The 24,496-nt window shown below is 68.4% G+C and carries 22 protein-coding genes; 8 read left to right on the top strand and 14 right to left on the bottom strand.

Translation table 11 applies throughout. From position 1 onward, the window contains the following. The first annotated feature begins 134 nt into the window (after positions 1 to 134). Together AC1RNC_RS09130 and AC1RNC_RS09125 are read left to right on the top strand one after the other, a co-directional pair. Positions 135 to 1,802, top strand: a complete 1,668-nt coding sequence (locus AC1RNC_RS09130) for a choline dehydrogenase (protein WP_492885571.1) — start codon at positions 135 to 137, stop codon at positions 1,800 to 1,802. Positions 1,803 to 1,813: 11 nt separating this feature from the next. Continuing rightward, a complete protein-coding gene (locus AC1RNC_RS09125) occupies positions 1,814 to 2,758 on the top strand; it encodes an aldo/keto reductase (protein WP_492885569.1) in 945 nt (314 codons plus the stop codon). A gap of 75 nt (positions 2,759 to 2,833) precedes the next feature. Here the strand turns inward: AC1RNC_RS09125 and AC1RNC_RS09120 are convergent, their stop codons facing one another. Further along, positions 2,834 to 3,379 carry a PAS domain-containing protein gene (locus AC1RNC_RS09120; protein ID WP_492885568.1) on the bottom strand — a complete coding sequence of 182 codons (546 nt, stop codon included), beginning with the start codon at positions 3,377 to 3,379 and terminating at the stop codon, positions 2,834 to 2,836. A gap of 173 nt (positions 3,380 to 3,552) precedes the next feature. On the opposite strand from AC1RNC_RS09120, the gene AC1RNC_RS09115 reads away from it, so the two are divergent. Further along, positions 3,553 to 4,473: a hypothetical protein gene (locus AC1RNC_RS09115; RefSeq protein WP_492885566.1), complete on the top strand. Its 921-nt coding sequence runs from the start codon at positions 3,553 to 3,555 to the stop codon at positions 4,471 to 4,473. Between the two features lie 181 nt (positions 4,474 to 4,654). Here the strand turns inward: AC1RNC_RS09115 and AC1RNC_RS09110 are convergent, their stop codons facing one another. From AC1RNC_RS09110 to AC1RNC_RS09075, 8 genes are all read right to left on the bottom strand, one after another. Next, the gene (locus AC1RNC_RS09110) at positions 4,655 to 7,597 is read right to left on the bottom strand and encodes a M16 family metallopeptidase (protein WP_492885564.1); all 2,943 of its coding nucleotides are present in this window, start codon (positions 7,595 to 7,597) and stop codon (positions 4,655 to 4,657) included. A gap of 121 nt (positions 7,598 to 7,718) precedes the next feature. Next, on the bottom strand, positions 7,719 to 8,807 hold the full coding sequence (locus tag AC1RNC_RS09105; protein ID WP_492885563.1) for a DUF2336 domain-containing protein: 1,089 nt from the start codon (positions 8,805 to 8,807) through the stop codon (positions 7,719 to 7,721). After that, on the bottom strand, positions 8,807 to 9,460 hold the full coding sequence (locus AC1RNC_RS09100) for a hypothetical protein (RefSeq protein ID WP_492885561.1): 654 nt from the start codon (positions 9,458 to 9,460) through the stop codon (positions 8,807 to 8,809). Before AC1RNC_RS09100 ends, AC1RNC_RS09105 begins: the two co-directional genes overlap by 1 nt. A gap of 60 nt (positions 9,461 to 9,520) precedes the next feature. After that, positions 9,521 to 10,279 (bottom strand): ABC transporter permease, encoded by a 759-nt coding sequence (locus AC1RNC_RS09095; protein ID WP_492885559.1) that lies wholly within the window; start codon positions 10,277 to 10,279, stop codon positions 9,521 to 9,523. Continuing rightward, positions 10,276 to 11,025, bottom strand: coding sequence for an ABC transporter ATP-binding protein (locus AC1RNC_RS09090; protein ID WP_492885558.1), 750 nt, complete (start codon positions 11,023 to 11,025; stop codon positions 10,276 to 10,278). The genes AC1RNC_RS09095 and AC1RNC_RS09090 overlap by 4 nt, the downstream gene beginning before the upstream one ends. Further along, positions 11,022 to 12,020 (bottom strand): ABC transporter substrate-binding protein, encoded by a 999-nt coding sequence (locus tag AC1RNC_RS09085; protein WP_492885557.1) that lies wholly within the window; start codon positions 12,018 to 12,020, stop codon positions 11,022 to 11,024. The genes AC1RNC_RS09090 and AC1RNC_RS09085 overlap by 4 nt, the downstream gene beginning before the upstream one ends. 111 nt (positions 12,021 to 12,131) lie before the next feature. Further along, complete coding sequence (locus AC1RNC_RS09080) at positions 12,132 to 14,207, bottom strand: MASE1 domain-containing protein (protein ID WP_492885555.1); 2,076 nt, start codon at positions 14,205 to 14,207, stop codon at positions 12,132 to 12,134. 343 nt (positions 14,208 to 14,550) lie between these two features. Beyond that, positions 14,551 to 16,386: an ABC-F family ATP-binding cassette domain-containing protein gene (locus AC1RNC_RS09075; protein ID WP_492885553.1), complete on the bottom strand. Its 1,836-nt coding sequence runs from the start codon at positions 16,384 to 16,386 to the stop codon at positions 14,551 to 14,553. A 207-nt stretch (positions 16,387 to 16,593) separates the two neighbouring features. Between AC1RNC_RS09075 and AC1RNC_RS09070 the strand changes: the two genes are divergently transcribed. From AC1RNC_RS09070 to AC1RNC_RS09060, 3 genes are read left to right on the top strand one after another with little or no spacing between them, the layout of a single operon-like run. After that, entirely contained in the window at positions 16,594 to 18,516 is a 1,923-nt protein-coding gene (locus AC1RNC_RS09070; RefSeq protein WP_492885551.1) for a hybrid sensor histidine kinase/response regulator, read from the top strand. 23 nt (positions 18,517 to 18,539) lie between these two features. Continuing rightward, on the top strand, positions 18,540 to 18,719 hold the full coding sequence (locus tag AC1RNC_RS09065) for a hypothetical protein (RefSeq protein ID WP_492885549.1): 180 nt from the start codon (positions 18,540 to 18,542) through the stop codon (positions 18,717 to 18,719). A 17-nt stretch (positions 18,720 to 18,736) separates the two neighbouring features. After that, positions 18,737 to 19,312: a hypothetical protein gene (locus tag AC1RNC_RS09060; RefSeq protein ID WP_492885547.1), complete on the top strand. Its 576-nt coding sequence runs from the start codon at positions 18,737 to 18,739 to the stop codon at positions 19,310 to 19,312. A gap of 49 nt (positions 19,313 to 19,361) precedes the next feature. On the opposite strand, the gene hfaD is transcribed toward AC1RNC_RS09060, so the two are convergent. From hfaD to hfaA, 3 genes are read right to left on the bottom strand one after another with little or no spacing between them, the layout of a single operon-like run. Next, positions 19,362 to 20,621: a holdfast anchor protein HfaD gene (hfaD, locus tag AC1RNC_RS09055; RefSeq protein WP_492885546.1), complete on the bottom strand. Its 1,260-nt coding sequence runs from the start codon at positions 20,619 to 20,621 to the stop codon at positions 19,362 to 19,364. Then, complete coding sequence (gene hfaB / locus AC1RNC_RS09050) at positions 20,539 to 21,552, bottom strand: holdfast anchoring protein HfaB (RefSeq protein WP_492840169.1); 1,014 nt, start codon at positions 21,550 to 21,552, stop codon at positions 20,539 to 20,541. Before hfaB ends, hfaD begins: the two co-directional genes overlap by 83 nt. Continuing rightward, the gene (gene hfaA / locus AC1RNC_RS09045) at positions 21,549 to 22,010 is read right to left on the bottom strand and encodes a holdfast anchoring protein HfaA (protein ID WP_492840167.1); all 462 of its coding nucleotides are present in this window, start codon (positions 22,008 to 22,010) and stop codon (positions 21,549 to 21,551) included. Before hfaA ends, hfaB begins: the two co-directional genes overlap by 4 nt. A 159-nt stretch (positions 22,011 to 22,169) precedes the next feature. On the opposite strand from hfaA, the gene AC1RNC_RS09040 reads away from it, so the two are divergent. Beyond that, positions 22,170 to 22,820 carry a rhomboid family intramembrane serine protease gene (locus AC1RNC_RS09040; protein ID WP_492885544.1) on the top strand — a complete coding sequence of 217 codons (651 nt, stop codon included), beginning with the start codon at positions 22,170 to 22,172 and terminating at the stop codon, positions 22,818 to 22,820. A 56-nt stretch (positions 22,821 to 22,876) separates the two neighbouring features. Further along, positions 22,877 to 23,308: a CBS domain-containing protein gene (locus AC1RNC_RS09035; RefSeq protein WP_492885542.1), complete on the top strand. Its 432-nt coding sequence runs from the start codon at positions 22,877 to 22,879 to the stop codon at positions 23,306 to 23,308. A gap of 119 nt (positions 23,309 to 23,427) precedes the next feature. Here the strand turns inward: AC1RNC_RS09035 and AC1RNC_RS09030 are convergent, their stop codons facing one another. Further along, a complete protein-coding gene (locus AC1RNC_RS09030) occupies positions 23,428 to 23,859 on the bottom strand; it encodes an RrF2 family transcriptional regulator (RefSeq protein WP_492840161.1) in 432 nt (143 codons plus the stop codon). Between the two features lie 288 nt (positions 23,860 to 24,147). Continuing rightward, positions 24,148 to 24,496 (bottom strand): hypothetical protein (locus tag AC1RNC_RS09025; RefSeq protein WP_492885540.1); only part of this gene is annotated, 349 nt, incomplete at its 5' end.

The raw sequence follows: 24,496 nt of genomic DNA, 5'->3' as shown, positions 1-24,496 counted from the left end.
CATGGTTCGAGTTGAGTGTGAACGCACAACAGGCGTTTTCCTTCAACGACGTCGTGAGGGAACCTTGCGCGGCGATCGATCCCGGATCACTCTCTGCCTTAACAATGATAACCTTCCAGGGAGGGCGTCGGGGCATGGCCAGCGAACGCTATGATTACGTCATCATCGGCGCCGGCTCGGCCGGCTGCGTGCTCGCGGCGCGTCTGACCGAGGACCCCGGCGTCAAGGTCCTGCTGCTGGAGGCCGGCGGCAAGAACACCTCCGTCCTGGTCAAGATGCCGGCCGGCGTGGGCGAACTGATCAAGGCCAAGGGCGAGCAGAACTGGGGCTTCTGGACCGAGGCCGAGCCCCATCTGGACAACCGCAAGCTTTGGTGGCCGCGCGGCAAGGGCCTGGGCGGCAGCTCGGCCATCAATGGCATGATCTATATCCGCGGCCATGCGCGCGACTACGACCAGTGGCGGCAGATGGGCCTGTCGGGCTGGTCCTATGAAGAGGTGCTGCCCTATTTCAAGCGCTCGGAGACCCACCACGGCGGCGGCGACGCCTATCACGGCGACAAGGGGCCGCTGCACGTGTCGAAGGGCGAGAGCGACAGCCCCTTCTATTCGACCCTGATCGAGGCCGGCCGACAGGCGGGCCACAAGACCACCAAGGACTTCAACGGGTATCAGCAGGAGGGCTTCGGGCCCTACGACCTGACCATCCGCGACGGCAAGCGCTGGAGCGCGGCCATGGCCTATCTGAACCAGGCTCTGGCGCGTCCGAACCTGACCGTCGTGACCGAGGCCCGCACCACCCGGATCATCGTCGAGAAGGGCCGCGCGGTCGGCGTCGACTACGTTGTCGGTAAGGCCGCCGAGAAGAAGACCGCCTATGCCGACGCCGAAGTGCTGCTGAGCGCCGGCGCCGTGCAGTCACCGCACATCCTGCAACTGTCGGGGATCGGCGCGCCGGACGACCTGAAGGCCCACGGCGTCGCGGTGGTCCACGAGTCCAAGGGTGTCGGCGCCAACCTGCAGGACCACCTGGACGTCTGCGTCTCGTGGACGGCCAAGAATCTCAAGACCGCCTATTCGGCCAACAAGGGCCTGAACAAGCTGGGCGTCGGCCTGAACTATATGCTCTTCGGCAAGGGCCTCGGGCGGCAGCAGTTCCTCGAGAGCGGCGCGTTCCTGAAGTCGCGGCCCGACCTCGACCGCCCCGACCTGCAGATCCACGGCGTGCTGGCGATCATGCAGGATCACGGCAAGGTCGTGGTCGAGAAGGACGGCTTCACCCTGCACGTCTGCCAGCTGCGTCCGGAAAGCCGCGGCAAGGTCGGACTGCGCTCGGCCGATCCGTTCGACGATCCCACCATCCTGGCCAACTATCTGGCCACGGACGAGGATCGCCGCGCCATCCGCGAAGGCGTGCGCATCGCCCGCGAGACGGTGGCCCAGGCCGCCTTCGATCCCTATCGCGACGCCGAGTACGCCCCGGGCGCGGATGTGCGCAGCGACGCCGACCTCGACGCCTGGATCCGCGCCAAGGCCGAGACGATCTACCATCCGGTCGGCACCTGCCGCATGGGCGTGGCCGGCGATCCGCTGGCGGTGGTCGACGATCAACTGCGGGTGCAAGGGCTGGCCGGCCTGCGGGTCATCGACGCCTCCGTCATGCCGAACCTGGTGGGCGGCAACACCAACGCCCCGACCATCATGATCGCCGAGCGTGCTTCGGACCTAATCCTGGGCAAGGCGCCTTTGGCCGCGCTGGACGTTCCGGTGTTCGAGGACGGGCGGGCGGTCGCGGCCGAATAGAGGAAATCCGTATGCACCATCGCCCTCTCGGCCGCTCCGGCCTTTCGACCGCGCCGCTCATCTTCGGCGGCAACGTGTTCGGCTGGACGGCGGATGAGGCGACCTCGCACCAGCTGCTGGACGCCTTCGTCGACGGCGGCTTCAACGCCGTCGACACGGCCGACGTCTATTCGGCCTGGATTCCGGGTCACGAGGGCGGCGAGTCCGAGAGCGTGATCGGCCGCTGGCTGCGGGCGAGCGGCAAGCGCGACAAGGTGCTGATCCTGACCAAGGTGGCCATGTGGCCCAAGCAGCCGGGCCTGTCGGCCGCCAATATCGCGGCGGCGGTCGAAGGCTCGCTCAAGCGGCTGCGAACCGACTACATCGACCTCTACCAGTCACACCAGGACGACGCGGCCGCGCCGTTGGACGAGACGCTCGAGGCCTTCGATCGTCTGGTGAAGGCGGGCAAGGTTCGGGCGGTCGGCGCCTCCAACTTCTCGGTCGAGCGCCTGCGGGGCAGTCTCGAGATCTGCAAGGCCAAGGGCCTGGCGCGCTACGAGACCCTCCAGCCGAAATTCAACCTGGTCGACCGCGAACAGGTCGAGGGCGCGATGGCCGAGCTGACCCAGGCGGAGGGCGTGGGCGTCATCCCATACTACGGCCTCGGCGCCGGCTTTCTCAGTGGCAAGTACCGCGCCGAGGCCGACTTCGAAGGCAAGGCGCGGGGGCGGACGATCCTCCGCGACTACTGGAACGACAAGGGGCGGGCGGTGCTGGCGGCGCTGGATGACGCGGCGGCCGAGGTTGGCGCCGCCCAGGCCCAGGTCGCCCTGGCCTGGATCATGGCCCATCCGCTGATCACCGCGCCGATCGCCAGCGCGACCTCGATCGCGCAGCTGGACGAGCTGATGGCCGCCGCCCGGCTGGAATTGCCGGGTGAGGTTTGGAAACGGCTGGATGAGGCAGGGCGTTAGTTACGCCTTCATCCGTTCTTCCCGGCGAAAGCCGGGACCCAGATCTCGGAGCGCCGGGGAAATCGGTTTGGGGGCTTAAGCGATCCGGCGGCCGTCCAAGGTCGCCAGGCGCAGCCGCGGCATGTCCGCGTTGCCGTCGCCCAGCGGCTTGATCTCGCGAAGGCCCAGCTCGTAGGTGGGGCGGCCCATCAAGCGGGCCATCATGGCGATCGGCTGGTAGAGGCCCAGGAACCGGTCGGTCTCGCCCGACGCGCCCTGCAGCGGGGCGAACAGCACTTCCATGCCGACGCTTGGCACGCCGTGGGCGCGGATGTCGGCGGTGACCACCACGGGCGTGCGGCGTTTGCGCGCGACGTCCAGGGCGCTCTTCAGCTCCAGCCTGTGGGCAAGAGCCCACAGCGACAGGGCGTCCTGGCCGCGCAGGTCGCGGGCGTGCAGCTCGGTGACGAAGCCGCCAGCCAGGCGGAACGGCAGCTTGCCGCCGTCGCGACCCAGCACGAACACCTGGGGCAGAAGCTCCAGGAATTCGCCCGGATTGATGTCGGCGCGGCGGGGCAGGGCGGCCTCGCCCTTCTTGTCGCGCCAATAGTCTATCAACCGTTCCGTGCTTGGATGGAACATCGTCGTCCCCTGGCGGGTCACTCACGGCTGTTTTCGGCCGCACGAGGCTTGCTGGGAGAACCGGGCCAAGGGCTCGACCGTCCCATTCTGGCGCAATCCAGGCGGAGCGGCGGGTCCGGCCCGATTCTTGCTTAACCAAGAGCGGAACGACCCGATGTGAAGGGAACCGCCGGATGAAGGCGCCGAAACTGAACCTGCGCGGACTGCTGATCGGCCTGAGCGTGCTGCTCGGCGGCCTGACGATCGGCGGCATCGCGATGGCCTGCACCACGGGTTGCCCGGCCCCGCCGACCTGCTGCTCGCCGCCTCCGGCTCCGCCGAAGCCGCCCGCTCCGCCGACCGGTTGCTGCGGCGGTGGCGGTCACCACGTCAACATTCCCGGCGTCAACGTGAACATCGGCGCGACGGTGATCGTGAACGCCAATTCCAGCGCCTCGGCGGTGGCCAATTCGGGCGCCAGCTCGGGGGCGGGCTCGCTGGCCGGTTCGGCCGCGGGCGTGACCAACTATTACGGCGGCGGCGGTCACGGTGGCTACTATTCCGGCCCGATGGCCAGCGGCTACATCCAGGGCCTGAACGTCGAGGGCGGCGAAGCCCGTCGTCGTCAGTCCTATGAAGCCACCCGCACGCGGACGCGCCGCGTGATCATCCGCGCCGTCTGCCTGGATGACCGCGACATCCCGCACCCGGCCTCGCAGGTCACCCCCGACCGCGACATCGACGACAGCTATAACGGCGAGCTCTATCGCTGCATCGCCGGCTCGCGCATGCAGTACGTGATCGCCGACTATTCGGGGCAGATCGACATCTCGACCGGCGGCGCCGGCCAGACCTTCATCTGCCAGAAGAACGAGGCGCTGTATCACGTCCCGGGCGCGGCCCAGGGGCAGGCCAGCATCTCGTGCCGCCCGCAGGCGCCGGCCCGCGACTGCAACGAACGCTCGCTGCTGCGCCGCTTCGGCGCCGGGGTGAAGATCCTGACGATCATCACCACCGAGACCTACACCGCCTACCGCGAGGAAACGGTGCAGGAGCGCCAGACCCTGACGACCAGTTTCAGCCTGGATGGCGGGGTTGGCGGCGTGGTGTACTAGAAGTCCAACGCCCCACTCCGATCTTCCCGGCGAAAGCCGGGATCCAGATCTCGGACCGCTGGGGATGATGGGAAGAGCGCGGCGCTCATAGAGCCCATCTCAACGCTCTTCCATCTGGGCCCCGGCCTTCGCCGGGGAGACGGATAAGGAAAAGGCCCCGGCTTCCACCGGGGCCTTTTTGCTACTTCGCCGCCGTCGCACCGACTTCCGGCTTCACCAGAAGCAGCCACGACTGGTCGTCGCCGAGATAGGTCCTGGCGGCCTTCTGGACGTCGGCCGGGGTGACGCGCGAGAGGCCCGCCAGCACCGAGCGGGTGGCGTCCAGCAGGCGCGGGTCTTCTTGAGCGCCCGAGAGCGCGCCGACCCAGTATTCGTTGGTCACGCGGGCCTTCTCGATCTGGTCGATGCGCGGCTTCTTGGCCCGCTCCAGCTCGTCGGCGCTGACCGGTTTGTCGCGCAGGTCGGCCGCGATCTTGCGGATCGAGGCCACCACGCTGTCCAGCTTCTCGGGCGGAACCTCCAGGCTGACGGCCAGATAGCCCCAGTTCTTGAAGGTGACATTGGCCGTGGCCGAGGCGTTGGGCGAGTAGGTCGCGCCCTGTTTCTCGCGCAGTTCGTCGATCAGCCGCAGCTGCATGACCTGGCTGAGGATCGAGACGTCGCGCGAGCGCTGCAGGTTCGAAAACAGGTCGTCCGTGCGCCAGACCATGAACAGGGCCGCCTGGTCGGGACGGCCCTTGTGGGTGCGGATCACCGGCTGTGCCGATGGCGTCGGGAAGGGCGCCTTCTCGGCGCCGGCCAGCGGCGGCTCGCCCGGACGCTTGGGCAGGGCGCCGAAGGTGTCGGCGACGGCGGTGATGGCCTTGTCGACCGTGGTGTCGCCGACGATGACGATCTCCAGGTCGCCCTGGGCCAGCGGGTTGGCGACGGTGGTCTTCAACTGCTCCAGCGACGCGCCGGCGATCTGCTCGCGCGAGGGGAAGGTCCAGCGCTGGTCGCCGCCGTGCATCAGCCCGCCCAGGTCGCGGCTGAGGACGCCGCCCGTGGTGCTCTCCAGCTGATCGTGGATCGTGCCGTAGGCGGTCTTGACGCGGTTGAAGGCTTCCGGGCGCCAGCCGGGCTCGGCGGCGTAGGCGGCCAGCACCTGCAGCTCGGTGGCCAGATCCTCGGGCCGCGTGCGGCCGCTCAGCGAGAAGGCGTCGTCCTCGACGCCCAGCGAGGCGTTCCAGATCTTGCCGGTCAGCACGCGCTCCATGTCCGAGGCGCTGATCTGCTTGAGGCCGCCCTCGATGAAGGCGCTGGCCGACCACAGCGGGCTCTGGACGTCGGACGGCATGTCCAGCAGGCCATGGCCGGTGCGGACCTTCACCACGATCTGGTCATCGCGGAACTTGGTCGGCTTCACCGTCAGGCGCACGCCGTTCTCGAAGCGCACGAAGACGGCGTCCAGATCTGTGACGTCCTTCTGCTCGGCGACCTTGCCGCTGGGGCCGAAGCTGGAATAGGGCCAGAGGCTGACGCCCGGCGCGGCCGGCGGCGTGACGGGCTGGTTCTTCAGCTCGTCATAGGCTTTCAGGATCGCCGGCTCGCCGCCGTCGATATTGCCGGGCGCGGCGATGACGATCAGCGGCCCCGAGCCGGCGAAGGCGCTCTTCAAGACCGCATTGACCCGCTCGGCGGTCAGGCCCTTCACCAGGTCGTCGAAGAAGGCCAGGTTCTGGCTGGGCGAGGTGATGACCTCGGCGTCGCCCAGGGTGTTGAGCAACTGGTTGGCCAGGGCGGGCGTGCGCTGGGTGGCCTCGCCGGCCGCGGCGGCGGCCAGGCTGGCGCGCAAGGTGGCGATCTCGCGGTCCAGTTCGTCCTGGCGTACGCCGTACTGCACGGCGCGGCGCTGCTCGGCGTCGAGGGCGCTCATCGCCTCGCGCCAGCGATTGGGTTGGGCGGTGGCGCCGAGGGTCGTCACCCGCACCGCGCCGTACTGGTCGCCCTTGAAGGCGCCGCCGGCGATGAACGGCGGCTCGGCCGAGCGCCCGACGGCCTGCAGGCGTCGATTGATCACCGCGAAGGCCAGGTTCTCGATCATGTCGCGCTCGTCGAGAGCCTTGGTCTCGATCAGGCCGTCGGGCTTGCGCATCCAGGTCATCTGCACCGACCAGGGCGCGCCGGTCTCGACGATCAGCTTGGCGGTCGGGCCGCGCTTGGCCACCGCGCCGATGTCGGGGTTCTTGCCGGGCTGCCCCTTGCCGACCCAGTCGCCGAACTTGGCCTTGATCTTGGCCTCCATGGCGTCGACGTCGAAGTCGCCGACCGCCACCAGCACCGCCCGTTCGGGCCGGTAGTAGGCCTCGTAGAAATCGCGGATGCGCTGGGCGGGCGCGGTCTTCAGGATCTCGGTCTTGCCGATCGGGATCCGCTTGGGCGGCAACTGGCCTTCCATCTGCGCCGACAGGGTGGCGATGGCGACGCGATAGCCGGGCGTATTGCGATTGCGCTGCTCCGACAGCACCACGCCGCGCTCGCGGTCGACGGCGTCGGGGGCGATGGTCAGCTCGCCGGCGGCCTCGCGCAGCAGCATCAGCGAGGTGTCGACCGTTTCGTCGTCGGCCTTGGGCAGGTCCAGCTGGTAGGCGGTCTCGTCGAAGCTGGTCTGGGCGTTGGTGTCGGCGCCGAAGGCCAGGCCGTGGCGCTCCAGGATCTTGACCATGTCGCCTTCGGGCACGTTCTTCGAACCGTTGAACGCCATGTGCTCCAGGAAGTGGGCCAGGCCCTGCTGGTCGTCGGCCTCCATCATCGAGCCGGCGTCGAACCACAGGCGCATGGAAGCCTGCCCGGGCGGGGTGGCGTTCTTGCGGATCGCGTAGCGCATGCCGTTGGACAGCGTCCCGAAGCGCCAGGACGGGTCGGGCGCGACGTCGGACAGGGCCTGGGCCCACTGGCCCGGCTTCAGATCGGTGGTTTTGGGACCGGCCAGCGGCGGGGCCTCGGGGATCTTCGGCGCGGACGCGGCCGGCTTGTCGGCTCCGTCCTTCTTCATGAACGGGATGGAAGGCTTGGGAAGGTGCGAGCAGGCGGCGAGGGAGAGGCCGGCGGCGGCGACGAGCGCCAAGCGCGAAGCGCTGATCATCGAGAATCCAGGGCAGGAGAATAAGAGGGCGGCACCTTGGCCGTCGGACATGGCGCACGCAAGGCGCGCGAGCGGCCGGTTTTCGCCTTAATGCTCTAGGTAGGGGCCTTGGGCGGCAGCCCTAAGCGGCGGCGACGTCGCCCGTGGTGCGGCGCAGGCGCCAGAAGCGGATCGTGCGCAGGGCCGACTCGCGGGGCAGGGCGGCGTAGAGCTCGCCGTACGACTTGGCTTTCAGCATCACGCCGTCGGTCGGCTCGAGGATCAGCAGGGCGAAGGTCAGGAACAGCGAGCGGTCGAAGTCGGCCGCCTTGCAGATCACCGACAGGGCGTCCATCTCGCGCCGCTCCAGGATCTTGCGGGCGGTGTGGAAGTCGACGTCGGCCATGTCCGCCAGGGCCACCAGGAACAGGGTCGTGCGCTTGGCCCGCAGCATGTTGGCCAGGATCTGCGGCGAGATCTGCGCCTTGGCCCGCAGGATGCGGAATTCCTTCTCGGCCTCGGCGAAGTCGGCAGGCAGGGCGCCGTCCTCGACCGCGACGCGCTTGCGGCCGGCGGTCAGAGCGGCCTCCAGCATGGCGGGATCGACGCCGGCGTTCTTTTCCATGATCCGGTCGCGCAGGCGCGCCTCGACCATGAAGTACATCTCGTTCAGCAGGTCGACCGGCAGGCTGTTGCGGTCGATGACCGCCTCGTGCAGCGACGGATTGGCGGCGGCGCGGTCGACGACGGTCTCGTGCGCCTCGCGCGACAGCACCGCGCCCTCGTTGCGCAGCAGGACGCCCAGGGTGGCGTCGTCGCCGCGCGCGACGATGGCGTCCGAGACGACGCTGGACACGCTGGGACGCTGCGAGATGGCCCGCAGGTGGTCCTGGCCCTGGGTGCGGGCCACGTGCAGCAGGTCTTCGTCGGTCAGGGCGCTGGAGTTGCGCAGGATCGGGGCGGCGACGGCGATCGAGTCCGAGGCCAGGGCGCGCGACAGGCCGCGCGGTGGGGCCGGGGCTTCGCCGAGGCGCTGGGCTAGCTCGACCTTGACCGCTTCCTCCATCTCGCCGGCCAACTGGCTCATGACGTCGTCGAACAGGCTCATCTCGACGGCGTTGTGGCCCTCGCCGGCGAAGAACATGTCGGTGACGCCGCGCAGCAGCTCCCGGCGCTTGACGCTCGAGGGCTCGTTGGCGAGCGAGATCAGGTCGTGGAGGCGCGATTGCATCACTGGCCGCTGTCCTTCTCGGGCTTGGCCGACCACTCGCCGGCGCCCTCTTCGCGCGGCTTGTCCTCGTCCAGCGCCGGCGGGGCGGTGATCAGGACCATGCGCGGCGGACCGGCGGCGGGGATGGGGTCCGGGACCATGCCGAACTGGCGGCCGACGGAATAGGTGCGGGCGCCGATCTGGCCGTCGCGGAATTGCGGCGCGGGTTGAGTCTGGCCAGGCGCGGTGGGGGCGGCGTAGGCGACCGGAACCGGCGCGGCGCGCGGCGCTGGGGCGTCGTAGATGTTCTGGGGCAGGGCGGCGCTGGGCGCTTGCGGGGCTTGGGGCGCGTAAGGCGGAACTGGCGGCTGATAGGTGGCGCGCGTCATCGGCGCGGGCTGAGGCTGCGGCGCTTGTGTCGCCTGGCGAGCCCACCAGGGCTGGACCTGGGCGGCGGCCTGGGCTTGCGGCGCGACGATCTCGCGCTTGCCGCTCCAGGCCAGGGCGCGGCCGCCGTAGGTCGAGCCGGTATAGCCAGGCCCACGGCCGTTCACCGGCGTGGGCGCGCGCTCGGGGGCGGGGCCATAGCGGCTTTCCTTGCCGGTCTCCGCATACGCGCCCGCGCCCGCCATGGAGGCGCAGGCGAGGGCGGTGATGAAGAGGGCGGCGCGCATGGACCGGTCCGAGAGACGTCTATCGAACACCTGTCGTAAGTCGCGTCGCTTAATCTTGGGCTAACGTCCTCGCCAAGCGTTCAGAAGTCGACGTTCGATCGCCTCCATAGCCGCGTTCAGGACGACGCCCAGTACAGCCAGAGACGCCAGCGCGGCGAAGACCTTGGCCGTCTGCAGACGATTATAGGCCTCCAGGATCCGCCAGGCGAGGCCCTGAGCGCCGCCGGAACCGGCCACGAACTCGGCCACCACGGCGCCGATGATGGCCAGGCCGGCCGCGACCTTGTGTCCCTCCAGCAGGGCCGGGATGGCCGATGGCAGGCGCAGCCGGATCAGGCGCTGCCAGGGATCGGCGCCATAGAGGTCGAACAGGCGGGCCAGATCCGGATCGACCGCTTTCAGCCCGGTCAAGGCGCCGGAGAAGATCGGGAAGAAAGCCACCACGGCGGCCAGGCCGATCACCGCGCGCTCGGGATGGTCAATGCCGGCCCAGATGGTCACCAGGGGGGCGATGGCCACGAGCGGCGTCACCTGCAGGGTGACCGCGATCGGCCGGACGGCGTCTTCAAGCAGGCTGTTCAGGCTGACCGCCAGCGCCAGGGCGCAGGCGACCAGGCTGGCGATGACCAGGGCCAGCAGGGCGGTCGACAGCGTCGCCCAGGCTGAACCCAGCAGCAGCGGCCAGGACTCGGCGAAGGCGCGGGCGATGGCGCTGGGCGCGGGCAGCAGGTAGGGCGGCACGGCCAGGGCGCGGCAGGCGATCTCCCAGCCGCCCAGCAGGACGGCGATCAGGATCGTGGGGGCGAGGACGCGCTTCACGCCGCGCGCTCCGTCGCTTGCGCCAGCAGGGTCGAGACGGCTTCGGCCGCGGCGCGGAACGCCTCGGTGGTGCGGAAACCGGGCGGACGGACGACAGGGCCGTCGATGGCGATCTCGCCGGCGATGCGGCCGGGGCCGGGGGTCATGACCACGACGCGGCGGGCCATGTAGACGGCCTCCTCGACATTGTGGGTCACGAAGACGACGGCGGGCTTCATTTCGGCCGCCAGGGTCAGGACGTCGTCGGCCAGGGCGCGGCGGGTGATCTCGTCGAGGGCCGCGAAGGGTTCGTCCAGCAGCAGCAGGCGCGGACGGGTCACCAGGGCGCGCGCCAGCGAGGCGCGCATGGCCATGCCGCCGGACAGCTGGGCGGGACGGGCGGCGAGCGCGGCGCCCAGGCCGACCTGATCCAGCGCGCCCTCGGCGGCGGCGCGGGCGGCGGCCTTGTTCATCCCGGCCAATTCCAGCGGCAGGGCGACATTGTCCCGCGCTGACAGCCACGGCGCCAGGGTATGCGACTGGAAGACGACCGAGGTTTCACCCTTGCCGGCGGCGCGGGTCACGGTTCCGCGCGTCGGCGCCTCGAGACCCGCCAGCAGCCGCAGGGCGGTGGATTTTCCGCAGCCGGACGGTCCGACCAGGGCGACGATCTCGCCGGCCGCGAGCGTCAGGTCGAGCGGTCCCAGCGCGCGGCCCCGCGCATAGTCGACCTCGATGGCGGCGAGGCGGGCGACCGGATCGCTCATTGGCCCTTGGGCAGGAACTGCAGGGTGTAGGCCTTCTTGAAGTCCCCATCCTTTGGATAGACGCCCTGCGCGATGGCGTCCTTGAAGAACGTGCTCCACCGTTCGTCGGTCATCAGGCCGATGTCGCCGTCACCATTCTTGGCGCTGATCACGCCGTAGGACCGCATCTTGTCGCGCGCCTGGTCGAGGACGTCCTGGGTCATTTCCGGATTGTCCTTCAGGATGGCCGCGTCGCCCGGCTTGGGATCGCCGTAGAGGTAGGACTTCCAGCCCGCCGCGGTGGCCTCGACGAAGGCCTGCACGGCCGCCGGGTTCCTGGCGATCAGGCTGTCATTGACCAGGGCCATCGAGCCGTAGGCCGGATAGCCGCTGTCGGCCAGCAGGAAGACCTTGGGTTTGACCTTGCCTTCCTTCTCGATGAGGTAGGGTTCGCTGGTCACATAGCCCTGCTGGACCACGCGCTTGTCGGCCAGGAACGGGGCGGTGGAATAGTTGTACTTGCGGACCTGGTCGTCGGTGAAACCGTACCTGGCCTTCAGCCAGGCCCAGTAGCCGGTGATCGAGGCGTCGGACAGCAGGACTGGATGGCCCTTGATGTCGGCGATCGTCTCGACGCCCTGGTCGGGGTGGGCGATCAGCGACCACGGGTCCTTCTGCATGAAGGCCGCCACGGCCTTCACCGGCGCGTTCTCCTTGATCAGGTTCATGACCACGTAGCTGTTGGAGCCCACGCCGACATCGACCGCGCCGGTGGCCAGCAGCTGGGGCACGTTCACCGCCGGGCCGCCCTGGATCAGGGTCACGTCCAGGCCGCGCTTCTTGTATTCGCCGGTCGCCAGGGCCTGGTAGTAGCCGCCCAGCTCCGCCTCGGCCCGCCAGTCGGTAGCCAGCTTCAGCTTGGTCTCGCCGGCCGGAGCGGCCGTCTCCTTGCTGGCTGGCGAACAGGCGGCGAGCAGGGCCATCAGGCCCAGGGCGGCGAAAGCGCGACGCTGCATGGAGTGGGGTCCCCTCGGATTTGAGGAGAAGTTAGAGGCGGTGCGGCTCAGTTCCAAGTCAGAACCCGAACTCCCGTCTCCCCGGCGACAGCCGGGAAGATCGGATTGGCGTTAGGTGTCCAAACCCTGGCGATGGTTCAGCCAGCGCTCGACCTTGGCGTAAAGCACCTCGCGCTGGATCGGCTTGGCGATGTGGTCGACCATGCCGGCGGCGTAGCAGCGCTCGACCTGGCGGGGCAGGGCGTCGGCGCTCATGGCGATGATCGGGGCCTTGCCCGGACGCCCCGGCAGCGCCTTGATCGCCCGCGTCGCCTGCAGTCCGTCCATCTGCGGCATGTGGATGTCCATCAGGATGATGTCGTAGTCGCCGGCCTGGGCGCGCTCGACGGCCTGCTTGCCGTTCTCGGCGACGTCGACCTCGAAGCCGACCATGGTCAGCAGGGCGGCGCCGATCTCCAGATTGATCGGGTGGTCGTCGACGATCAGGATCTTGGCCGCGCCGGGCGTCGAGGTCTTGGGCCGCTCGGGCGCGGCGATCGGCTCGGCGGTTGGGGCCAGGAGCTCGATCCAGAAGCACGAGCCGCGGCCCGGTACGCTGTCGACGCCGATCTTGCCGCCCATCACATCCACGAGCGCCCGGCAGATGGCCAGGCCCAGGCCCGCCCCGCCGTGCAGCCGGCTCATCGAGCTGTCGGCCTGGGAGAAGCGTTGGAACAGCAGCGCCTGCTTGTCCAGGTCGATGCCGACGCCGGTGTCGATGATCTCGAAGCGCAGGCGGTCCTCGAGATCGCCGGGCTCGACGATCAGACGCGCGTCGATGCGGCCTTCGTCGGTGAACTTCACGGCGTTGTTCAGGAGGTTGATCAGCACCTGGCGCAGGCGGTCGGCGTCCAGATCGTGCAGGGCCTTGACCGGATCGATGATCTCCAGGTCCAGGGTCAGGCCCTTGGCGCGGGCCTCGGGGGCCATGATCGCCACGGTGTCGCGCAGCAGGCCGGCGGCCGAGGTCGGCTGGGGCAGGAGCTCGATCTGGCCCGCCTCGACCCGCGAGAAGTCGAGGATGTCATTGACCACGGTGAGCAGGGCCGCGCCGGCGCTGTCGATCAGATTGACTTGCCGGCGGGCGTCGGGCGGCAGGTCGTCGCGCGCGGCCAGCAACTGGGCGAACCCGAGCACGCTGTTCAGCGGCGTGCGGATCTCGTGGCTCATGGTGGCCAGGAACTCGGTCTTGGCCTCGGTGGCGGCCAGCGCGCGGGCTCGGGCGGCGCGGGTTAGCTGCTCGCGGCGCAGCAGCAGCCGCTTGAGCCGGTCCTGCTGGGCCAGGGCCAGACCCGCCGCCAGGCAGGTGTAGAACAGCACCAGGATGAACACCTGGATGGTCCGCGCCTGGGCGATGGGGCCAAGGACGGCGTTGAAGCGCGGGGAGGCGCCGGCCATCGCGATCGGCAGGACAATCACCGCCACGACCAGCGAGGCCATGGCCGCGCCGCGCGCGCCCAGGCGGTAGGCGGCGACGAGGGCGACCGGGAAGATCAGGAACGGCGGCAGGCCCGAAGCCGGATGGGCGCACAGCAGGGTGATCGCGGCGACGCCGAACATCAGGGCCAGATGCTCGCGCCAGGTCCGATGGAACGAGCGACGGTGTTCGGCGTCGATCAGGACCAGGGTCGCCGGCAGGGCGATCGCCAGGCCCAGGGCGCCGCGCAGGAACCCGTCGACCAGGACGCTCCAGAAGGGCTCGCCGAAGGCCAGCGCCAGCAACCCGGCGCACAGAATGGCGAACCCGGCGGCGATCGGGGTGGTGACGGCCGGCAGCATGATCAGCGAGCGCAGGGTGCGGATGCGTGGCGTGCCGCCCCATATCCGCAGGAAGACCGCCTGGACGGCCAGGGCCTCCAGCGTATCGACTCCGGTGTCGAGCGCGGCGCGCGCGAGGCTGTCGCCGACCAGCAGGTCGAAGACAAGGTGGAAGATGACGAAGACCGTGGTCAGGGCCACGCGCCGCGATCCGGCCAGGGTGAGCAAGCCGGCGGCCAGCAGGGCGTTGGCGGGCCAGAAGGCGGCGACGCCCAGGGCGGAGCGGCTCAGATAGTCGCTGAACGCTAGGCTGGCGACGATGGCGACGGAGAGCCCCAGCAACAGCGCCGTCTGCCGTCGTGGTTCCTGCTGGGCCAGCCTGTGCGGCATGCCGTTTCCGTCTCCCCCAATGGACCCCGCGATCGGGCGTCGACGGCCGAACGGGTTCGGAGACAACGCCTGGACGACCGCGCTCCCCGGAAGTGACCGCTAGGCGATCCTGGGGACAACGCCACCATTCAATACGCCCGCCCAGGGGCCGGTTGCCGGCTTATCGCTGGATGTGTCGTTTGGCCGCAGGACGCCTTCGCGACGTCGACACCGTAAGCGATTGTATTCCCAAGATTGAGAGCGAGCGTCGCTGACAATGCATGGGCGCTCCTACAATTCAAGAGGTCGGCGGCGCTCTCGGGGTGGCGCCGCCGTCAGTCCGCGGCGCGACGCGGAACCTGGATCAGCCGGCCAGGTTTTCCTTTTTCTCTTCCAGTTCCAGCCATTCCAGCTCGGCCTGCTCCAGGTCGGCGCGGGCCTTGTCGAGCGCCTTCGTGGCCTTGTCGAAGGCGGCCGGATCACGGCTGTAGAGGTTCGGATCAGCCAGGATCTTCTCGAAGCCGGCGATGATCGCCGGGCTCTTGGCGATCAGGGCTTCGCATTCTTCGAGGCGGCGCTGGTCCTTGAAGGTCAGCTTGCCGGCCTTCTTCGGCGGAGGCGCGGCGGCGACCGCGGCGGCCTTGGTGGTCCGGGCCACCGGCGTGAACGACGAGCCGATGCTGGCCCCACGGGCTCCTTTGAAGAAGTCGGGGCTCTGGTCGATCAGGTCGGTCCAGCCGCCAGGAGTCTCCAGCACCTTGCCGTGACCGTTCATGGCGATGGTCGAGGTGGCCAGGCGATCGATGAAGTCACGGTCGTGGCTGACCAGGATCAACGTTCCGTCGAAGTCGGCCAGCAGGTCCTCCAGCAGGTCCAGCGTGTCCATGTCCAGGTCGTTGGTCGGTTCGTCCAGCACCATCAGGTTGGTGGGATTGGCCAGAGCCCGGGCCAGCAGCAGGCGGTTGCGTTCGCCGCCCGACAGGCTGGTCACCGGCTGGCGCAGCTGGGCCTCGGTGAACAGGAAGTCCTTGGCGTAGCCGGCCACGTGCTTGGGCTGGCCGCGCACCAGGATGGAGTCGCCGCCGCCGGGGGTCAGGAAGTCCCAAAGGGTGATCTTGTCCGACAACGCCATGCGGCCCTGGTCGATGTAGGAAACCTCCAGGTTGGTGCCCAGCTGCACCGTGCCGGCGTCGAGTTCGAGTTCGCCCAGCAGCAGGCGCACCAGGGTGGTCTTGCCGGCGCCGTTGGGACCCACCAGGGCCACGCGGTCACCGCGCATGATACGGGTCGAGAAGTCCTCGACGATCACCCGGTCGCCGAACTTCTTGGTCAGGTGCTTGGCCTCGATCACCCTCTTGCCCGACGTCGCGGCGCTCTCGACGGCCATGTACATCGAGCCGCGCTTATCGCCCTGCAGGTCCTTCTTCTGGGCGCGCAAGTCCATCAGGGCGCGGCGGCGACCTTCGTTGCGGGCCCGGCGCCCCTGGACGCCCCGCGCCAGCCAGGCGTTCTCGCGCTCCAAAACCTTGTTGAGGCGGCGCTCTTCCTCGGCCTCGGCCGCCAGCACCTGCTCGCTCCAGATCTCGAACTCGCCGAAGCCCTTGTCCAGGCGGCGGACCTTGCGGTGCTCCAGCCAGTAGGTGCGCTGGGTGACGCGGTTCAGGAAGGCGCGATCGTGGCTGACGATCAGGGCCGCGCACTTGGAGCTGGCCAGCTCTTCTTCCAGGGTCTGGATCGCGAAGATGTCCAGGTGGTTGGTCGGCTCGTCCAGCAGCAGCACGTCGGGCTGCTCGGCGAACGCCCTGGCCAGCGCGGCGCGGCGCTTCTCGCCGCCCGACAGGCCTTGCGAGCTCTTCTCCGGATCCAGGCCGAAGTCGGCCAGGGCCGCCTGAGCCTCATAGTCCTCGGCGCCGCCGGCGGTGCAGTAGTCCAGCAGGGTGTCGCCGGTGATCTCCGGCTCCTGGCTGACGAAGATGATCTTGGCGCCCGGCTGGACGGAGCGCTCACCGCTGTCGGGTTCGACGCCTTGAGCGGCCAGGATCTTCAGCAGGGTGGACTTGCCCGCGCCGTTACGACCCACCAGGCAGGCGCGCACGCGCGGCTCCAGGGCCAGGTCGACACCGTCGAACAGGGGCTTGGCGCCGTCGGCGAGACGAACGTCCTTGAGGGCGAGAACAGGCGCGCGGGTCGGGGAGGCCATGATCGTTCAATACTAAAGCGGCGGTATGTCGCGGAGGTCTGGGCCCTATAGCAGGCCGCGCGCCGAGGAAACGTCAAAATCGCGGCTCGGTTCGCGTTGATCCAGGCCACGGAACGCGGATCGGCGGGTGCGACAGATTCGCCCGTTAACCGCTCGCCAAGCGGGAGCTTGCTAAGACCTTGGTCCTGAGGAGCGCAAGTACTCGCCTTGACGTGGAACGCGGACAACATTGCTGCTTCTGATGCTCCCGAGCGTCTTGCCCTGGGCGTCGACGGTCTGCGCCGGCCTGTCTGGGTGTTCGACGACGTCCGCAAGCGCAAGGTCTACGCCAACCGCGCCGCGGTCGCGCTGTGGGGCGCGGCCTCGCTGGACGAGCTTCTGGCGCGCGACTTCTCCGACCAGTCCCCCGCCGTGCGCGTGCGCATGGAGAACATCGCCAAGCGCATCGAAGGCGGCGGCGCCGTCGAGGAGCGCTGGACGTTCTATCCGAACGGCCTGCCGGTCACCGTCCAGACCACGATCTCGCGCATCCTCCTGCCGGACGGCTGTAGTGGGCTCCTGTTCGAGGGTTCCAGGGTCGCGCCAGAGGTCGACGAGCATCGCGCCATAGAGGCCCTGCGCCACACCAGCGCTCTGGTCTCGCTGTACGACGCTGACGGCTTTCGTATCTTCGGTAACCCGGCCGCCCAGGCCAGCTATCCACGCGAGAATACCCGTTTCGCCGAGATCTTCGCCAATGGCGACGCCGGCGGCGCGTTGTGGGCCTCGGCCCTGGCCGGCGAGGCGATCGAGGGCGCCTATCGGGTGATCACCGCCCACGGCGAACGTTGGCATGGTCTGGCCGCCCGCCGCACGCCCGATCCGGTCACGGGCGATCCCTGCATCCTGGTCAACGAAACCGATATCACCGAGGAGGTCGAGGCCCAGTCCGCCCTGGCCGAGGCCCGCGAACGGGCCGAGGCCGCCATGGCCGCGCGGCAGGACTTCCTGGCCAATATGAGCCACGAACTGCGCACGCCGCTGACCAGCATCCTGGGCTTTACCGATCTGCTGGACGCCTCAAAGCTGGACGCCGAGCAGCGCCGCCGCCTGGCGCGCATCCGCGACGCGGGGATCGTTCTGCTGGACACCCTGAACGACGTCCTCGACTTCTCGAAGCTGGAGGCCGGCGGGGTCAGTCTGGAACCCCGGCCGTTCGAACTGCGCGCCCTGCTGGGCGCCACGGCGGGCATCTTCGAAGCCCAGGCCGGGACCAAGGGGCTGGACCTCAAGCTCGATGTCGATCCGTCCTGCCCCGCGTGGCTGGAGGGCGACGGTGATCGCCTGCGCCACGTGCTGGTCAACTTCCTGGGCAACGCCGTGAAGTTCACCCGGGTTGGCTCGGTGGTGCTCAGCGCCGCGCGGCGCGAGGGCGCGGCGCCGGGCTTCGCCCGCCTGGAGCTGGCGGTTTCCGACACCGGCGTCGGCGTGCCCGAGGCCATGCTGGACTTCGTTTTCGATCGCTTCGCCCAAGCGGGGCCCGAGGTGTCGCGCAAGTTCGGCGGCACGGGCCTGGGTCTGGCGATCAGCAAGGAGATCGTCGAGCTGATGGGCGGCCAGATTGGCGTCGATAGCGTCGCCGGCCAGGGCGCGCGCTTCTGGTGCGTGCTGGACCTGCCGATCGCCGTCGCACCCGAAAGCCGCGAGCCCGAGGTCCCGGAAGCGCCGTCGCGACCGCTGAACCTATTGGTCGCCGACGACAACGAGGCCAATCGCGAGTTGATCGGCGCGTTGGTCCGCGCCATGGGTCACGCGGTCGACGTCGTCGCCGACGGCTGCGCGGCGGTCGAGGCCGTGGCCTCCGGCGGCTATGACCTCGTGCTGATGGACGTGCAGATGCCGCGCATGGACGGCCTGGCCGCCACCCGGGCGATCCGCGCCATGCCGGGCGAGACGGGCCTGACCCCGATCATCGCCCTGACCGCCAATGTCCTGCCCGAGCAGATCGCCTTCTATCGCGCCAGCGGCATGGACGACCACGTCGGCAAGCCGATCAGCCCCCGCGAGCTGCTGCTGAAGATCGCCCTTTGGGCCGATGGCCGCGGAGAGAAGCCGGCGGATGGGCCGACGCTGGACGGCGCTCGGACCTGACATTGGCCCTCGGACGCGCCGCGATGCGCGCCGGAACCCTCGGCTCGGCGGCGTCGTTCATCGAGCAAGGCGCGGCTAAGGACGTGAAGCGCCCTACCATTCCGAGCAAGGGACTTTGCGCGATGCGATCGATCCTTCTGATGCTGCTGGGGGTTCCGCTCCCCATCATTCTCCTCCTGGCCTTCTGCACCCATCACTTCTGAGCCGGAGGATTGCCGCCATGGCTTACGGAGCCGAACTTTCGACAGCCGATATCGCCGACGAGCACCAGTCGGCCGTCAGCTGGGATGCGATCTTGGCCGGCGCCGCGGCGACGATCGCGCTGCTCTTCGTTCTGGTCTCGTTGGGCGCGGGCCTCGGGCTGAAGATGTCGCCGCGCTGGCCCGCGGGCCTGGAGGCGCGCGATTTCACCCCGGCGATCGGCGCGGTGTTTGTCGCCTGCCAGGTCGCGGCGAGCATGATGGGCGGCTATCTGACCGGGCGTCTGCGCACCAAGTGGCTGCACGTCCATGATCACGAGACCTATTTCCGCGACACGGCCCACGGTCTGCTGGCCTGGGCGGCCAGTATCGTCGGGCTCCTCTTATTGGGCGCGTTGACGGCTCAGGCCCCGGTCGCGCCGGTCGGCGAACTTTCGCCGGTTGAAGTGATCCGGGCCGGGCAGATCGGCGCGCAGATCTCGCTGTTCCTGGGGATCGGCGCCCTGACCAGCGCCTTCGCCGCCAGCGTCGCCGCGACGATCGGCGGCATGCGGCGCGACGACATGCGTAGGCTGCATCGCGCCGCGAAGCCGTAGGGCCTCTGTCGCTGGGCGGGGCGTATGCGCCCTGCTCAAGACGCTCGACCTAGTATCCTGGCGAGGTGACGTTGAAGCTGGCGTTGTTGCCGATGGCGGTCGAGACGCCCGTCACCTGGCGGCCGGAATTGATCGTGGTGCTGGAGCTGGCGCCGATGTCGGCGCTGTTGGTCTGGTTGTTGGTCACCGTCATGCGACCGTTGCACTTCGAGCAGGCGTAGCCGGTCACCGCATTGCCCATCGCCGTGGCGCTGGTCACCGTATCGTAGCCGTCCTGGCCCTCGAAGCTGGCGATCGCCTCGACGCCGCCGCCGGTGTTGGTCTGCAGGTTGTCCAGGATCAGGTCCGCGCCGACATTGTTCACCTGCGAGGAATTGCCGGCGGCGTAGGCGCTCGTCTGGGCCGCGCCGAACAGATACGAGGTCCCCTGCGCCTGGCCGCGCACGTACGAGGTGTTCCATTGATTGGACGTGACGTCCGCCAGAGGGCCCTCGTTCTGGACCGCCAGGTTGTTGCCGGTGGCCGTGGCCGCCGTCGCCGACAGGTAGCTGTTGCCGTAGGCGGTGAACTTGCTGGCCTGGGTGACGTCGGCCGTATTGGCCTGGTCGGTGATGGCGCGGACGGCCGACTGATTGCCGCCGCTGACATTGATGTTGTTGCCGGCGGTGGTCGCGGTGACCGCGCTGGTCCCCGAGACGTAGCCGACCATCGCGCCGCCGTCGGCCAGCACATTGGCCGTTGTCGACTGGCTAATCCGCACCCCGGCCGAGCCGTTGTCCAGATTGACGCCCTGGCTGTTGCCCATGGCCAGGGTCGAGACGGTCAGGTCCTTGGCCGAGGCGTCGGCCGCCTCGACCTGGCCGCGCGCGGTGACCGCGTTGGAATTGACCTGGACGACGCGGGCCGAGACCGTGCCGTTGGACGCGGAGAGGGCGCCGGAATTGCCGACCGCCGTGGTGCGCACCGCCGAGACCGCGCCGGCGTTGGCGCCGACATCCACCACGCCATGGGCGTAGACCTTGCCCTGGTTTTCCTGGGTCGAGTCGGCCGAGGCGTCGGCGTTGGTCACGCCGATCGAGACGCCGTTGGCCTGGGCCGTCGTGCTGGCGGTGACGCCGTCGGACACCGTCTGGACGTTCAGCGTCTGCTCCGAGAACAGCTCGCCGAGATTGATCTGGTTGTTGAGAACCGGGCTCGGCGAGGTCGCCTGGGCGTGGGCGGGTTGGCTAGTAACGACCGCGCTTAGAATCGCGAATATCGGGATCACGCTTAGCGTTCCAGCGAGACGGGTCATCGCGGGTTTGCGCATTGTTCGTTCCCAGGTTGTCATAGGCCGGAGTGAAGGCGCCGGTCTGCCCGACCGTGGCGTCGCCGAACGGGTCGTAGCGCAGGCAGCTTTGCGGGCCGGGCATGCCGTAGAGATTGGCGCTCATCTCGACGGTGGCGCGCTCGATCAGGGCGCGCACCGCCAGCTGCATGGGCTCCAGCGCCCCGCGACCGGCCGAGATGTCGAAGATGTTGCCGTTCAGGAAGTCGAAGATGCCGGCGCTGATCTCGCGGCCGACCACCTGCTTCTGGTACGAGATGACGTCCACCACCTCCAGCGTGCGGGTGTTCACCATCCGCAGGTCCAGCGCGATGTTCATGACGAAGACGCGACGGCGGAAGTTGCCCTTCAGCCCGTCTGTGTCCTTGTCGCCGACATAGGCGTCCACGCCGGCTGAGCGGATATTGTAGTTCAGCTCGGTGATGCCGCCGACCACGTAGAAGTCCGAGCCGGGCACCTGGCCGGCGATGATCTTGCGATAGTCCGCCGGCGCGTCGGGCGCGGGGTTGGGACGGTCCGAGATCAGCTTGTTGTTGGCGTATTTCAGCTCGAACTCCGACACCGAGGTGTCGAAGCGTTCGACCATGGGCATGCCGGCCTTGGCGAAGGCCGAGAAGGCCATCAGCGAAGCGCCCTGCGTCACCTTGCGGCCCGAGCCGTCGGACTCTTCCTTGCCGGTGTAGTCGGCGATGCGGCCGATCGCGATGCGCGGAGCGGCTACGTGATTGGCGCGGGCGTACTGGTTCAGGCAGACCAGGGCGGCCGAATAGTCGGTCGGGTTGGCCGTGACCGGCGCGCTGCCGATCGGCTTGGCGTAGTTGCCGGCCGTCGAGGCCACGGGCACGCCGCCGCAGCCGGCCAGGGCCGTCGCGCCCATCAGGGCCAGGACGAGACCCGTGCGTTTGAAGCTCATTGCGGAGTTCCCGCCTTCACCACATTCGAGCCCGCGGTGACGTTGCCGTTGTTCACCTGGCTGGAATTGACGATGACCGTGTTGTTGTTGCCCTGGGTGATGACCGTCAGGTTGTTGCCGATCGCGGTCGAGCCGGCATAACCGCCCACGCCGCCGACGCCCGAATAGGCGTCCAGCGAGCCGGACGAGCGGCTTGACGAGAACACGCTCTGGTCCGAGCCGGTCAGCATGACGCCGTCGACGATCACCCGGTTGCCGTTGGCGTCGCGGGTCGAATACTCGACCATGCGGTTCTCCTGGCCGGAGCTGCGGCCATAGCCGGCGTTGAACGAGGCCGAGTTGGTCGACATCGACTGCGCCGCGGCGACGCCGCCGAAACCTAGCGTGGGGATGCACAGCGTGAAGACGACGGCGGTGGCCGTCGCGACGCTCATGTTCTTTTTCCGATGCCAGGCCATGAAAGGCTCCGCGAACTGTCGACACGGCGCGGCAAGCAACACCCGTGCCAAAAAGGTACAGATCGACGTGTAGGCCCTAGGTCGAGAAAAAATGGTTAAGCGCGCGCCGGGGCGATGGGCGGTGGTTCGAATCGTCGCGAGACGCCCTAGATAGATGTCATGAGCGAGCAGCGTTCCGAGCCGATCTTCAACGCGCCCTGGCCCGCCCTGCTGGCGGCGGCTTCGATCCTGGTCCCGCACATCCTGTTGTCGCGCGCCAGCGACGCGACCGTCGAGTCCTTGGCCCTGGTCCCGCGGGACTTCTGGAACGGCGTCTGGACGGGGCCCGTGACCATGATGTTCGTGCACGGCGGCTGGGTTCACGCCCTGATGAATAGCGCCTTCGCCCTGGCCTTTGGCGCTCCCGTGGCCCGGCTGCTGGGACTAAACGGCCGGGGAGGGGGAATCTTCTGCCTCTTCTATCTGGTCAGCGGCGCGCTCTCGGGCGTCGGTTACGCGGCCATTCATCCGGACAGCGCCAATGCGGTGATCGGCGCGTCCGGGGCCGTCTCTGCCCTGATGGGCGCGGCCGCCCGGACCATGGACTATGAGGGACGCGTCGGACCGATCCTGGGTCCCCGCGTCATCTCGCTGGGTCTGGGCTGGCTGATCGTCAACCTGGTGATGGCCGTGGCGGGCGGCCTGCTGACCATGGGGAGCGGCGCGGTGGCCTGGGAGGCGCACCTCGTGGGCTTCGTCGTCGGGGTGCTGTTGATCGGTCCGTTCGCACGCTGGGCCGGCGTTAAGCCACGAACGCCCGAAACTGATTGATTGCACGGTCTCTTTGCGAGACCCTTGTTCCTTAAGAACCATAAGGGAGAAGCGCGGTGCTGGTTTCTCAGATCCTGAAAGACAAGGGTGATCTCGTGTTCACGGCCTCCCCACAGGAGACCATCGGCGCGGCGGCCGCCTTGCTTCATACAAGACGTGTCGGGGCCATGGTGGTGGTCGACGGCGAGGAAGCGGTGATCGGAATCCTCTCCGAACGCGACATCGTACGGGCCATCGCCAAGGAAGGCGCCAGCGCGCTGACCAAGCCGATCAGCGCCTGCATGAGCACCAGCGTGGTGTTCGCCCAGCCGGACGAGACGATTGACGCCTTGCTCGAGCGCATGACCGACCGCCGCATCCGCCACCTGCCGGTGGTCAAGGGCGGGCGTCTGGCCGGGATCATCTCGATCGGCGACCTGGTGAAGTACAAGATCAACGAGGCCCAGGCCGAGGCCGAGGGTCTGAAGGCCTATATCGCCGCGGGTTGATACGGCGCGCGACTCTATCGGGCCCTAGCTCGCTACAGGGCGCGTATCCGGCCGCCGGCGCGCGGCCGGATACGCGGCTCCGAGCCTCTGTATGTCGAGCCTCTATATAGAGAGGGGGATCAGCCCTCGATCAGTTCGGCCCCCGCGCCCTGGGCGGCGTCGGCGACGCTGTAGCCTTCCAGCACCGCGGCCGTGGCGTCGCGGGCCCGCAGCAAGGCTTCGCGCAGCGCGCAGGTCGCGAGATCCCGGCAGTCCTCGCAACGGCGGAAGGCGGTGCGGCTGACGCAAGGGGTCAGGGCCAGGGGGCCATCGACCAGGCGGATGATCTCCGCGAAGCTGATTTCCTCGGCCGGACGACCCAGCACATAGCCGCCGAACTTGCCGCGTCGGCTGATCACCAGGCCCTCGCGCGAGAGCGACAGAAGAATGGCTTCCAGGAACTTACGCGGGGCGTCGGCGCGATCGGCCAGTTCGCCGGCGGTCACCTGGGTGTTCGCGCGGGCCAGTTCGATCATCGCGCGCAGGGCGTAGCGGGCCTTCTGGGACAACATGGACGCCGGGGACCTTTTACATGGGAAGCATGGCGGGCGTGTCCGTGCGGGCGCGCTCTATAAGAGTGCTCAGCCTTCTGAGCGAGGCTTGGCCGACGCGCAAGTCTGGATGACGTCGTTCATGCACAGGGAATGGGCGCGTCTGGGGATGAATCCGCGATTCCGTGCTTGCGGGGTCGGGAAGGGGGCTCTAGAAGCCGCCCCTCGCTTCGGGGCCGCGGCCCGCCGGACGAAACCTTGGCCTTTCGGGCTTGCGTTTCTGAAAGCGGATCGTTAAGTTCCGCAGCCTCAATCGAATCTCTTCTGACTTACGGCGCTCCTAAGCGGCGCGCCTCGGTCATCTTTTGCGCTCTGAAGCGGCCCTGGCCTCCAAGAAAACAAAAGTAAAAAGGGCGGTTGACCTGGGAGTTCTGCTTCGCTAGAAGCCGCCCTCCGAGAAATGCTAAGGAGTTCTTCGGGGCTTTTGAGTATTTCGGCCAGTAAGGCTTCGAAGTTTTCTTCGAGAAATAGCTTGACTGGATTTGGTGGTTTCTTTAGAAGCTGCCGGCTCTGCCGAGGATCTCCGGGTTGGTTGGCGGGTTTGTCGGAAAGTTTTGAAAAAAACGATTTGACACGGAATTCGAGGTTCGCTAGATAG

The sequence above is a fragment of the Caulobacter sp. GW822-FHT01G02 genome (genome assembly GCF_058802865.1).
The sequence above is the reverse complement of the archived record's forward strand: the minus strand, read 5'-3'. Positions and strand labels throughout refer to the sequence as shown.